The sequence below is a fragment of the Lactobacillus sp. ESL0225 genome, assembly GCF_003692905.1.
In the GTDB taxonomy this organism is placed as follows: Bacteria; Bacillota; Bacilli; order Lactobacillales; family Lactobacillaceae; genus Lactobacillus; species Lactobacillus bombicola.
The window spans coordinates 250372-263100 of record NZ_REHK01000007.1 but is presented as its reverse complement, the minus strand read 5'-3'; the positions used below and the strand labels follow the sequence as shown (position 1 = coordinate 263100).

Genomic DNA, 12729 nt, shown 5'->3' with positions numbered 1-12729 from the left:
TTTTTAAAAAAAAGTTGACAGTACACGTTATATAGTGTATTATATATATGTAAGGAGGTGAGAAATAGATGGCAAAGAAGCAAAAAAGACTTCAACAAGAATCAAATGAAAAAATTGCTAAAGCCTTTTGTAAATAACCAAAAGATGTGGAGCTAAGCTCCACTCTTTGCTATCTATTATAACATGACTGATAAAGAAAAAAAGTACTATAGATCAGCAATAATTGCTATCTTGCTTGGAATAATATTATTTGAAATTGGTGAATTATTATGACTTTAAGTGAAGCAAAGAAACGTGCTAATAAAAAGTGGGACGAGAAGAATAAAGACCGAAAAAAATATTTAGTCTACAGGTCACAAGCCAAGAGTTTCATTCGTCGCTTTGCTACCAGCGAGGATTTAGACGAATTAGAAAAAATAATTGCAGAAAAACGGAAAAAAATATAAATTTCTGTTGACAATATTATAGATATAAAGTTAAGAAAACAAAGGAGAACTTAAATATGTAGACGAAGAGAAATACGGCACTTTAGAGTTCGATAAAGAACAAAACTGTTGGATGCTATGACCAGACATTATTGATGAATTAAACTTTATAAAAAAAGACGCCTAGAAATTAATCTAGGCGTCTTTTTTTATAAAGTTAAGACCGAAAACATCGGAGTAAAAGCATTATACATCTTTTTGATTTTTTTTGCAAAAAATCCTTGATAAATTAAAAAAGCCACCCGCTTTTTTAACTTAATTTAACGCGTAAAGCATCAGTTAATAACTTTGAAAAGTTAACTCCTGCTTTTTCACCTTTAATGGCTAAATCTCTTGGGATAGTTGTATTCTTTTTAACAGTCGCTGGTTTAGTGATTTCTCTAGCTTCTTCCATATCGGCCAAAATATATGTGACAATTTTATTAGGATTGTCTTTTTTTACTTTTTCAATTGGACTATTAGTATATGGCTCATTTGAAGCAATCAAAATAGATTCTAAGCCCTCTTTACCACTGGCAATAGCTTCAGAAATACCTTTTCCCTCTCCGATAGCACCTGGCACATCTGGAAACGTTACAGTATATGTACCTTTTTCATTTTCAGAATCATCTAGTACCGCAGGATATGTATAAAATTTTTCTTTGTAGTATTTTGTCCCTTTATACATTTTAATTTTACCTCTCTTTTTATTTTCTATTAACAATATTATACGCATTAGTACGCATATAAGTCAATAAAAAAACAGTTATGACTGTCTTTTAAGTAATTACTTACTATCAAGCATTCTGACGATTGATTTATACGTTCCAATGCTAATACTATCTTTCAAGTGAGTGTAGGGAATAGAAATCATTTTTCCGGATTTATTCTTATAGATATGGTGGTCACCAGTTGTATGATGCTCTTCATATCCTTTTTTCTTAATTAAGTTAATGATTTCTTTGGCGCTATGTTCCGTCATATTTTTCCTCCTTTAACGTGCATAATTATTTTTTATTCGCAAATAAACAATACGCCTATATACGTATTGTAGCACAACAAGGAATTTATGCAATTGGTATACTTTGTGAAATTGTATTTTGGACGAAAAAAAGAACCCTATAAAATTAGGATTATTAAGTGTGAAACATGATAATTTCACAAAGTTTTATCATGGGCAATTATTAGCCTTGACTTAGTAGTGTTTTTTAGCTATTTCTGATAATGCGCATTATGTAAAGTTGGTACTGGTCTAGTTATAGTAATCTGCTTTCTAATGCTTCAGTTAAAATTTTAGAAAAATTGATTTTTTCTTTTTTTCCTAAATCCACCAAATATTCTGGTAAGGATACTGTTTTTCTGACTGTCTTTGACGCCCGTTTTCTATAATCTTTAATATTGACAGGTACAAGTGTTGTGATTGCTTTTTTAGCCTCGGCAGGAATGTCAACTTCATTAAGCGGTGTTGCTTTCGGATAGTTGGTGGTATCAGCCAACATACAGCCAATTAAATCGCCTGCCATATAGATAGCATTATCTAAGCTGGTTCCTTGTGTCGCTAGACCTTTTTCCCCTAAATCTGGAACAAAAACATTATAGCCTTTTTCAGCAGCCCAAATAACTACTGGATATGTTAATAGATCTTTTTCTTGCATAATTTTTTACACCTCTATTTTTTAAAGGATAACATATATAGCAAAGAAGGCTTATTTTAAGCCTGCTTCCTTCAGAATTGCGTCTTGCGTGATTCTTTGCCGCCATGAATGGGAACTGGAACTGAGATATTTTTATTTTTGTTATACATTATTAAATGTGAGGTTCCATTCTTGCGTTTTTTCACAAAACCGTTTTTCATCAACAATTTTACCATTTGTTATGGTTTCATTGTCATATCTGTTATTCCTCCCTTCTCAACTTTATATAACTTTTATACGTAATTTACGTATAAAAGTCAATAGTATTAAAAATAAAGTTTTGATTTTTCGATGTGTTATAATGGTCAGAGCTCTTACTATCTTTAATTGGTCGAGTTATTTTTACATTGAAAAATAAAAGCCATTCAGGAAGTAACGTGGGTGGCGTCTTTTTATGCGTAAAATTATGTTTAATTTTAATTTGTTAAAAAGTCTAGTTTTGGTAAATTATGAAGTAAAATAATCAATGAAAACTTTAAAAAAGCGCTTTTTTACAAAATATTAAATAAGCACTCTGGGGATAATTCCTGGAGTGCTTATTTTTCATGTATAAAAATATAAATTAATTGTCAGATATTATTTACAATGTACGCTATCTAATATGTAAAGAGGTGAGAAATAGGTGGCAAAGAAAAAAATGCTTCAACAAGAAACTCAAGCTAAAATCGCTAAATATACAGCAATAGCAGCTTGGTCAGCCCCAGTAGTTGAGTTACTAAGGCTTATCAGAAGTCTTGTAAAAGCATTTTTGAAATAACTGAGTAGTGAGGATAAGTCCTCACTACTTTGTCATCTAAATAATAACATGAGTGATAAAGAAAAGAAATATTATACATCTGCATTTTTGGCAATTATTATAGCAATAATATTATTTGCAATTGGTGAATTATTATGACTCTAAGTGAAGCAAAGAAACGTGCTAATAAAAAGTGGGACGAAAAAACAAAAAAATAAAATCATATATAAATAAGTGGTCTACAGCTAAAAACTTTATCCTTAATTTAGCTACAAAAGAAGACTTAGAAAATATTTTAGAATAGGTTGAACAACGTAGGACTGAATTAAAAGCATAGAGATGTTTGCCAACTTTGTAATTAACCATTATTAATTATAAATTAATCACTTTAATCTCCTTAAATGCTTTTAAAAAGCCTATAATATCAACGATTACAAACGGTAAAAAATTAAAAATGCACTGTTTTGAATAATAAAGCGACTTTTTAAGTATAGTTTATTTTGGTATTAACAATTGCCCTATAATTTCCTATCTTTAAGTTGCGACTTATGTTAAACTGTAATTGTTCAACTAGAGATTTATTTCTATTTATCGATTTCCTTATTGATAAATTTGAACATAGCTACTAAGAGAATGGTCTCTCTTAGTAGTTTTTTATGTAAGCTAAAAATTATGCAATCAAGTATCTATTTTTCTACTATTAGTAAATTTAGGCGAGGGTAAGTTGGCTAAATAATGCTGCGACTAAGCGAAAACCTAATAGAAAATAGCATTGACGATAAAAGAATTGCGTTGATTATTGGAACTAGACTAAAGTATTTCCCATTTTTGGGAAAAAAGTGAGTTTAATTGCAACTATATGGTAAAAAGCTTATAAATATTTATAGATGATAACAACAGAGAAGAGTTTGGTTGCTGTTGTATATAAATTAGTGTACTATGAAAAGAAAAATAACAATGAACAAAATTTATGAATTTAAAAAATCAAAGGATAATTGGACAATTAAAACAAAAATCGATTTGAGACCAAAAATAATAATTAAAACTGTAATAATAAGTCTAATTATTGCCATGGTAATTGAAAATCATAAATATAATTATAAGAAAACTTTTAAAAATAAAAAGGTGTTCTTAACTTGGGTTTTATGGAGGAATTAACAGAAACTAGAAAAAGAGTAAGCAGAAAGCGTGTTAATAAGATAAATGTGCTACTGTAAAAGTCATCGTTTCATCTGGAAGCAACTTCTTAACTATAATTCCTTGATATTAAAAAGCCCGCAAGATTATTTCTTTTCGGGCTTTTTTTATTTTAACGCTCACTTAATCTAACTATTGTATTTATTATGGAAAATTATCTAAAAAGTTACTGTTGCAGGTAGATATTAAAGTTGCAGGTAGATATTAAATAAGTTTGACATAATCTATTTTTAAAGCAACATTATATGAACTAGTAATTTGATATGAGTAATTAAAAATATTAGCTTGCCTTAGTCCACACACCAAGGCTTATAATACCTAAAAAGTATGATTAAAAAGATATTGAGGAATAAAGACATGGAAAAAGTTAAATTAAATAATGGAGTTGAAATGCCACTTTTAGGCTTTGGAGTTTTTCAAATTACTGATGCAGAAATGGTGGAAAAATCTGTCTTGTCAGCACTTGAAGCAGGCTATCGCCTGATTGATACCGCAAGTTCTTATGGGAATGAAGCAGCAGTCGGACGAGCAATTAAAAATAGTAAGGTATCACGGGAAAATTTATTTATTACCACTAAGCTTTGGGTATCCGATACAGGATATGAAGCAACTAGAAGAGCAATTAAAGAGTCGTTAAATAAATTACAATTGCAGTACCTTGATTTATATTTAATTCATCAGCCATACGGTGATGTCTATGGTTCCTGGCGTGCAATGGAAGAAGCATATAAATCAGGTATAATTAGGGCAATTGGAGTTTCAAATTTTGAGCCAGATCGTATTTTAGATTTAACGTTATATAATGAAATAAAACCAGCTGTTAATCAAATTGAGATCAATCCATGGATGCAACAATCCAAGGCAGTTAAATTTTTAAAAGAAAAAAAGATTCAGCCAGAAGCTTGGGCTCCTTTTGCTGAAGGAAAAAATGAACTTTTTAGTAATTCTTTGTTGACTAAAATTGGTCTGCAATATCATAAATCAGTCAGTCAGTCAGGTTATTCTACGATGGCTAATTCAAAGAAAAATTGTGGTTATTCCGAAATCTGTTCATAAAAAAAGAATAATTGAAAACAGTAATATTTTTGACTTTGAATTAACAGCTAAAGAAGTTACATTAATTAATTCTTTAGATCAAAAGAAAAGTCAATTCTTCAATCATCAAGATCCAGCTGCGGTACAACGTATTTATGATATGATACAAAAAGTAGATAAAAAGGGGTAGTTTGTGAGTATTAATGAAATTAGTAAAAAGTTTGTCTTATCAAAAGATACGTTACGCTATTGGGAAAAAGTGGGTTTACTGCCAGCAATTAAGCGCGATAACCACGGCTATCGCCAATATAGCGAAATAGATCAAAATTGGATTTTTTATATTAAAGTTTTACGTAATGCGGGGATGCCTGTATCCCAACTAAAAGTATTCCTATTCAATTATCGTCAAAAAGAAACAGCGCAAAAACGGTTGAATTTACTAATTAAGCAACGTGAGCAATTAGAGCAACAACAAGCCCAGCTTCAAAAAACAATAAATTATTTAAACTATAAAATTGACCATTTTGACGATAAATTACTTACTTATGAAAAAGAAAAATTAGCCTATGAACAAAAAATATAGTTTATAGCTCTATTTGTTATTAACTTTTGGTTAAACTCTTGTTTCTATCTGTTCAAGAATGTTATGATTGAGAACGTGTTTTTTAACCAATGACTTTTAAGAAAAGGTAGGATAATACATGAAATTTGAACCAAATACAAATGTATTTAAAATAAATTGGTACGTTAACCAAATGCAAGGTTGGAGTTTTAAAACTTATATGCTCTTAATGCTCGGAATTGGTGTGATTATTGGTACAACAATCTCTGCTCCAATTAATTTAATTACATTTGTAACAATGATCGCGGCAATTATGGGTTTTACTTGTACGTTAGCAATCACTAATGCTAAAGCAATCAACGGGGTATTAGGGTTACTATCTTCAATTATTTACATCATAATATCAATTACAGCTAAAAATTATGCCAACATTGTTTTGCAAGCATCATATATTTTTCTGTTAGATTTGCCAGTCTTATTATTGCCAGCTTGGAATAAAGATGCCGCAAAACATATTCGCGGATTGAATGCTTCTAAATGGCTGTTAACGTTTTTCTTTTTTGTAGTAACTACTGGATTGCTATATTTAATGGATACAAAAGTTTTCATTAGTCCGAGACCTTTAATTGATGCAGTTGCAGGTGCAATTGGCTTAACTGGTTCACTTTTGTGTACCTTGCGGTTTCGGGAGCAGTATTACTTTTGGACAATTCAAGGTATCTTATCTGTTGTTCTTTGGGGAGTAACGGCCTTTCAAGGAGATGCTAATTTAACTTTATTTTTTACTTACATTTTGTATTTGAGTAATGACTTATTAGCGTTTACTGATAAGCATACGCATTGGTTCCATTAAAAAATTAGCTAATCGAAGAATCATAAGCAAAATAGTCTGCTACTTCAATTTTGTAATTTAAAAAGAATAAAAATTTCTTAAGAGAAGTAAATGACACTAAGAAAATCACTAGTATGTTGAAAATATTTTTTGCGTGAAACTATAGCTATCTTAAAAGGCAGTCCCATTATTAATGGGACTGCCTTTATTTAGTTAAATATTTTTTGACACTTTTGATTAAAATTTCGGTTGCTCCCTTACCAGCTTTATCATCATAGTACGAACGATAACGTTTATCGCGTTGATAACTATTAACAATACTTAGATGAATTTCTGGAGAATAATTTGGCATAATAATTTTAAGCCACGCTTGATGATTTTGGAAAATTTGCTTACTAAGTTTATTTTCTTCTTCAGGATGACTAATTACGGTTTGTAAATCACGTACTAAATCGGCCTCAGCTATTTTTAGTTTATTGAATTTTTCTTCGATAAGTTTATCAGCATTTTTTGACATGTTTTCATTGCTCCTCATAATTATTTATGTCAATAACTACTATAGCAAGATTAACTTGAAAAAACATGTTTTGAATTAATAAATTGATTTGGGCATTAATTAACATAACTCTTTTATTTTAGTTTTGAATCTAAATCGGCGTCACTGTTTAGTGGTTAGCCAATTGACTATTATTTTAATTGTTAGAAGTTGACTATTTACTTAAAAATAGTGATAATTAAATAATAAATGTTATTTAACGGCTGGAGGCTCAAAGTGAATAGACGTTATGTAAATAAACAAGGCAAAAAAATTGTATTGACTAGTGCGACTGCTGCAACACTAGGTATATTTCTTTTAACAAATAGTAAGACAGCTAAAGCTGATGATATTATTGAAAATCAAGAACAAAAAAATGTGCAAACGAATAATAGCAATAAAAGTAATTTAAATAAGGCTGATGATTATGATAATCAATTACAAGAAGAAAATATTTCAGAAGATATAATTAATCGTATCGATATGCCTGATAATACAGATTATGGGCAAGACATAACTAAGACAAATGATTTAAATACTGAAAAAAAAATAAAGCAAGCTAATCTTCCTAGAGAAATTTCTAATCCTAAACGTTCCCTTATTAATTACCTTTGGAATGGAATATCAGTGACCTACGATGATGTTTCAAAAGTTTTGACTATTCCTGGGGGTACAGAAACTTCTCCCAAAATTTTAAATGATCCAGAACGAATATTCGATAGATTTAAGCAAATTGAGATTAAGCAAATCAAAATAACTGGAAAACTAAAAATTATTGGTTCTGCTTGCTCCATGTTTGGCAATTTACACAATTTGATTCAGATAGATGGTTTAGATAATCTCGACACTACTGAAGTGACCAATATGCAAAATATGTTTAGAGGTTGTTATAGCCTTGAATATATTGATGTTAGCAGGTTTAATACTGCTAATGTTACAGATATGTCTTCGATGTTTGAATATTGCTATAATGCAAAAACGATAGATGTTAGTCGATTTAATACTTCCAAAGTTACTAGCATGAGAATGATGTTTTATATGACGCATATTAGTGGAGGTTTCGTTCGACGTTCTAAATTGACTAACCTAGATGTTAGTGGCTTTGATACTAGCAAGGTTACGGATATGACGTGCATGTTTTCTGGGTGTACGGAGCTTACGAAGTTAGATGTCAGTAATTTTGATACGGCAAATGTAACTAATATGCATTGTATGTTTAGCGAGTGTACTAATTTGTCTAGTTTAAACTTAGATAAATTTAATACAGCTAAAGTAACTGATATGGGGGGAATGTTTTCCGGTTGTGCAAATATTGAAAAATTAGACTTAAGCCATTTTGATATGAGAAGTATCCCGCGCTTTAATCAACCACCTATTGGTTCCGCTGATCAAAATACTGTTGCAATGCTAGTAGGAACGGATAAGTTAAAAATTTTAGTATTAAATAAAAATTGTGATATAAAAAATAGTTATATAGGTGGCTCGATTAGTTTTGAAGATGGTTTCCATGGTCAACCACCAGACTGTCGCTGGGTAAATCTAGCTGGGGGAACTTTAACCAATGCTAAGGGTTCTAATATTTGGTTTCCATGGGAGATGTCAGACGAATACCAAGCGGGAAAAGATGCTGATACCTATATTCGTTTTGGTAGTGTGACTACTCAATATCGAGATGAAGATGGTAATATTCTGGCGCCGGATCAGGTTAGAAGGGGGTTAATCGATGAGCAATACACTGATGTTTCAAGAATTAATGTTCCGGGCTATATATTAAAAGAAATAGTTGGTGATACAAGTGGCCGATTTGAAGATAGAAAGAACAAGATTGTTACCTTTGTTTATGCTAAGGCGCAAGTGCTTGTTCAATATGTAGATGAGACTGGGACCAAAATTGCAGCTGATGAAGTTTTGAAGGGGAAAATTGGTGATGTATATTACACATCAGCAAAGCTAATTCCTGATTATACTTTTAAAGAGGCTAAAGGTTCAGTTAATGGCTATTTTACCGAGACGCCGCAGTCTGTTACCTATATTTACAGTAAGAATGTAATAAGTGATCCAACCAAACCAGACAAGCCGACTAAACCAGAGGAGCCAACCAAGCCAGATAAGCCGACTAAACCAGAAGAGCCAACCAAGCCAGATAAGCCGACTAAACCAGAAGAGCCAACCAAGCCAGATAAGCCGACTAAACCAGAAGAGCCAACCAAACCAGACAAGCCGACTAAACCAGAGGAGCCAACCAACCCAGATAAGCCGACTAAACCAGAGGAGCCAACCAACCCAAATAAGCCGACTAAACCGGAGGATCCAACCAAACCAGACAAGCCAACTAAGCCGGAAGAGCCAACCAAACCAGACAAGCCAACCAAGCCAGATAAGCCGACTAAGCCGGAAGAGCCAACCAAACCAGACAAGCCGACTAAACCAGAGGAGCCAACCAAACCGAATAAGCTGACTAACACAGATAAACTAAAAGATCCTATAACTACTGTGTTACCTAAAACTGGAGCAAAAAAGCAGAGTAATATGGTATTACTTTCTGTAGGAGGAGCATTGCTATTATCTGCAGTTGGTCTTTTATGGTTAAAGCGCAAAAAAGATTAATAATTTGCCTTTTAAGTCTGTAAAGCCCCCCTTGCTAGAAATTATTTATAATTATTAATCTTTAAAAATAAAATTAAATTTTGGTTGACAAGATTAATTTTAAGTGCTAAATTAATAAACAATTAAATAATTAATACATCTTGAAAAGCAGAGTAATTATGCCAGTTACTAATAAAGAGAGCTGAGGTTTGGTGAAACTCAGTTAGTAAAAGCTAGTGAATATGGGCTTGAAATGATGTCTGCTGGTGATATTTAGCTAGTAGCGGTGTTGCATCCGTTATATTTGCAAGCTATTGTTTGATAGCTAATGAGGTTTATTACGTGAGTAATAAATGAAATTAAGGTGGTAACGCGAAGCACTCGTCCTTTTGCTAAGGACGAGTGCTTTTTTGCTTGTTTAATTTTGGAGGTTGTAAAATGACAAAAAAAAATAAAAATATTATTATTGGATTAATTGCTATAGCAATAATTGGTATTGCTGGTTGGTTTAGTTTTAGTCAAAATAAGACTACTAACAATAAAAAAAGTCATGTAGTTACAGTTGGAATTGTGAGTTCGACTAAAGCTAAGCAGGACATTTGGGACCACGCAGCTGCTTTAGCAAAGAAAAAGTATGGTGTAACTATTAAAATTAAAAGTTTCACTGATTATAATCAACCCAATAGTGCAGTTAAGGATGGCGATATTGATTTAAATGCTTTCCAACATTATGCTTTTTTAAAGGCATGGAATAAGGCAAATCATAACGGTGTAGTTGCAATTGGTAGAACTGAAATTAATCCAATTAGACTATATTCAAAAAAGTATCACCAATTAAGTCAGTTGCCTAGTGGTGCAACAATTGCGGTTCCTAATGATGCAACTAATGAATCTCGTGCTTTGTTTGTTTTAAAAAATGCTGGTTTCATTAAATTACGTCCAGGCAAGGCCTTGGTTACAATTGCTGATATTGTTAAAAATCCTAAGAAGCTAAAAATCAAGGAAGTCAGTGCTGATCAATGTGGTCGGGTAGTTAGTTCCGTAGATGCAGCAGTTGTTAATAATGACTTTGCTAGTCCAGCCGGTCTTGGTAAAAAGGAAACTATTTTTGTTGAACCAGTAAATAAGGATTCCTTGCAATGGGTTAATATCATCTGCACACGTAAAGGAGAAGAAAATAATAAAGATTATCAAGCGGTAGTTAAGGCTTATCAAACTGCTGAAACTAAAGCATTAATTAAAAAATATTACGGTGATGCAACAATACCAGCTTGGGATGTTAAGTTTTAATAAACGGAGATAAATTTAATGGCAATTATTGAATTAAAACATGTAAATGTCGATTTTGCTAATCATACTGATAAAACGGTTCATGCTGTTCATGATGTTAATTTATCAATCGAAAAGGGGACAATTTTTGGCATTGTTGGCTTTTCTGGAGCGGGTAAATCAACTCTGGTAAGAACGATTAACCTATTACAAAAGCCAACTGCGGGTACAATTAAAGTTAATGGTACAGAATTTATCAAAGATGGTCAGCAAATTATTACTAATAAAAATTTACAAATTGCTCGTAGAAAAATCGGCATGATTTTTCAAAACTTTAATTTATTAAATGAAATTACAGTTATTGAAAATGTGGCTTTTGCCTTAAAACACTCTGGACTGAAAGAAAAAGAAATTAATGCCAAAGCACTACAATTATTAGAATTAGTTGATTTAAAAGATAAAGCAAATTTTTATCCGATTCAGCTTTCAGGTGGTCAACAACAACGTGTAGCTATTGCAAGGGCTTTAGCTAATGAACCCGATATTTTGATTTCGGATGAAGCTACTAGTGCGCTTGATCCTCAAAATACTCAACAAATTTTATCTTTATTAAAAAAATTGCAACAAGAATTAAATTTAACGATTGTACTGATTACCCATGAAATGGCAGCAGTAAAACAAATTTGTGATCGAGTCGCATTAATGCAGTTGGGTGAAATTGTTGAGCAAGGGAATTTGCATGACATAGTGCTTAGGCCGCAATCTGACTTAGCAAAAAGTTTTGTTGGCGGTTCAGGTGCAGTAATTAATACCTTGAAGTCCTTAAAATTAGCCGAATTAAAAGATAATGAAGTAATATATCAACTTGTCTATAGTATGGCGAACGTTACTAAAACAATCGTGATTGACCTATATCGCGAAATAGGCGTTGAAGCCAGTATGTTATATGGTAATGTAGAACTTCTTGATGGGGAACCAATTGGCACATTGCTGGTTTTAGTTAAAGGTAATCCAACTAAGCAAGAAGCAACGCTTAAATTTCTTAAAGAAGCAAAAGTAACAGTTACTAGATTAGATGAGAAGGGGAATTTGTATGGTTAGTTGGTTCAGCAAGATTTTTCCAAATGTTGTAAATTTAGGCTGGTTAGGTGATACTGGCTGGGGGACTAGTATTGGTCAAACACTTTATATGACTTTTTGGTCGGCTATTTTTGGGGGACTTTTAGGCATCATTTTTGGTATTGTCTTGGTATTAACTAATAGCAACGGTATCCGGCCTAACCATTTTTGGTTTAATTTTTGTGATAAGGTGGTATCAATATTTCGTGCAGTCCCATTTATCATTTTACTTGCCTTTATTGAGCCAGTTACTGAGAAAATCGTAGGAACCAAGATTGGAATTAGAGCAGCTCTTGTCCCTTTAACTTTGGGTGTTTTTCCTTTTTATGCTCGTCAAGTACAAGTAGCATTAGAAAGTGTCAGCCATGGTAAAATTGAAGCTGCACAAAGTCTCGGGGCAACTATTTGGGATATCATTTTTACTGTTTATTTGAAAGAAGCACGCTCAGAATTAATTCGAGTATCAACTGTAACAGTCATTAGTTTAATTGGGTTAACGGCGATGGCTGGAGCAATTGGCGCAGGTGGAATTGGCAATACAGCTATTTCTTATGGCTATACTCGTTATGATAATGATGTCACATTTATAGCTACTGTACTAATAGTAATTATGATTTTTATTGTACAAGTGGTAGGTGACTTTTTTGCCAAGAAATTAAATCATCAAAATAGATAAAATTTATAAAAAAAGCAGCGATTT

Annotated in this window: 13 protein-coding genes, 1 pseudogene and 1 other annotated feature; of the genes and pseudogenes, 9 read left to right on the top strand and 5 right to left on the bottom strand. The window is 32.1% G+C overall.

Annotated features, from left to right (window positions below; translation table 11 throughout):
* The first annotated feature begins 266 nt into the window (after positions 1–266).
* A complete protein-coding gene (locus tag F5ESL0225_RS04210) occupies positions 267–446 on the top strand; it encodes a hypothetical protein (RefSeq protein WP_122021742.1) in 180 nt (59 codons plus the stop codon).
* A 289-nt stretch (positions 447–735) separates the two neighbouring features.
* Here F5ESL0225_RS04210 and F5ESL0225_RS04205 read toward each other — a convergent pair whose 3' ends face one another.
* The 4 genes from F5ESL0225_RS04205 to F5ESL0225_RS04190 form a co-directional block, all read right to left on the bottom strand.
* Positions 736–1152 carry a type II toxin-antitoxin system HicB family antitoxin gene (locus tag F5ESL0225_RS04205; RefSeq protein ID WP_118906835.1) on the bottom strand — a complete coding sequence of 139 codons (417 nt, stop codon included), beginning with the start codon at positions 1150–1152 and terminating at the stop codon, positions 736–738.
* Positions 1153–1251: 99 nt separating this feature from the next.
* Positions 1252–1446, bottom strand: coding sequence for a type II toxin-antitoxin system HicA family toxin (locus tag F5ESL0225_RS04200; protein ID WP_090092124.1), 195 nt, complete (start codon positions 1444–1446; stop codon positions 1252–1254).
* Positions 1447–1720: 274 nt separating this feature from the next.
* On the bottom strand, positions 1721–2119 hold the full coding sequence (locus tag F5ESL0225_RS04195) for a type II toxin-antitoxin system HicB family antitoxin (RefSeq protein ID WP_090092122.1): 399 nt from the start codon (positions 2117–2119) through the stop codon (positions 1721–1723).
* A gap of 71 nt (positions 2120–2190) precedes the next feature.
* A complete protein-coding gene (locus tag F5ESL0225_RS04190; RefSeq protein ID WP_369931588.1) occupies positions 2191–2334 on the bottom strand; it encodes a type II toxin-antitoxin system HicA family toxin in 144 nt (47 codons plus the stop codon).
* 446 nt (positions 2335–2780) lie between these two features.
* On the opposite strand from F5ESL0225_RS04190, the gene F5ESL0225_RS08515 reads away from it, so the two are divergent.
* From F5ESL0225_RS08515 to pnuC, 4 genes and pseudogenes are all read left to right on the top strand, one after another.
* Complete coding sequence (locus F5ESL0225_RS08515) at positions 2781–2915, top strand: hypothetical protein (RefSeq protein WP_255409271.1); 135 nt, start codon at positions 2781–2783, stop codon at positions 2913–2915.
* A 1533-nt stretch (positions 2916–4448) separates the two neighbouring features.
* Positions 4449–5316: pseudogene (locus F5ESL0225_RS04180) on the top strand (aldo/keto reductase).
* Positions 5317–5319: 3 nt separating this feature from the next.
* Positions 5320–5709 (top strand): MerR family transcriptional regulator, encoded by a 390-nt coding sequence (locus F5ESL0225_RS04175; RefSeq protein WP_122021740.1) that lies wholly within the window; start codon positions 5320–5322, stop codon positions 5707–5709.
* Between the two features lie 118 nt (positions 5710–5827).
* On the top strand, positions 5828–6541 hold the full coding sequence (gene pnuC / locus F5ESL0225_RS04170) for a nicotinamide riboside transporter PnuC (protein WP_122021739.1): 714 nt from the start codon (positions 5828–5830) through the stop codon (positions 6539–6541).
* A gap of 184 nt (positions 6542–6725) precedes the next feature.
* On the opposite strand, the gene F5ESL0225_RS04165 is transcribed toward pnuC, so the two are convergent.
* Complete coding sequence (locus tag F5ESL0225_RS04165; protein ID WP_158592388.1) at positions 6726–7037, bottom strand: TipAS antibiotic-recognition domain-containing protein; 312 nt, start codon at positions 7035–7037, stop codon at positions 6726–6728.
* A gap of 255 nt (positions 7038–7292) precedes the next feature.
* On the opposite strand from F5ESL0225_RS04165, the gene F5ESL0225_RS04160 reads away from it, so the two are divergent.
* From F5ESL0225_RS04160 to F5ESL0225_RS04145, 4 genes are all read left to right on the top strand, one after another.
* Positions 7293–9662, top strand: coding sequence for a BspA family leucine-rich repeat surface protein (locus tag F5ESL0225_RS04160; RefSeq protein WP_158592387.1), 2370 nt, complete (start codon positions 7293–7295; stop codon positions 9660–9662).
* A gap of 131 nt (positions 9663–9793) precedes the next feature.
* Positions 9794–10033 (top strand) — a binding site (T-box leader).
* 46 nt (positions 10034–10079) lie between these two features.
* A complete protein-coding gene (locus F5ESL0225_RS04155) occupies positions 10080–10931 on the top strand; it encodes a MetQ/NlpA family ABC transporter substrate-binding protein (RefSeq protein ID WP_122021736.1) in 852 nt (283 codons plus the stop codon).
* An 18-nt stretch (positions 10932–10949) separates the two neighbouring features.
* The gene (locus F5ESL0225_RS04150; protein WP_122021735.1) at positions 10950–12011 is read left to right on the top strand and encodes a methionine ABC transporter ATP-binding protein; all 1062 of its coding nucleotides are present in this window, start codon (positions 10950–10952) and stop codon (positions 12009–12011) included.
* A complete protein-coding gene (locus tag F5ESL0225_RS04145) occupies positions 12004–12705 on the top strand; it encodes a methionine ABC transporter permease (protein ID WP_122021734.1) in 702 nt (233 codons plus the stop codon). Before F5ESL0225_RS04150 ends, F5ESL0225_RS04145 begins: the two co-directional genes overlap by 8 nt.
* Positions 12706–12729 lie beyond the last annotated feature (24 nt).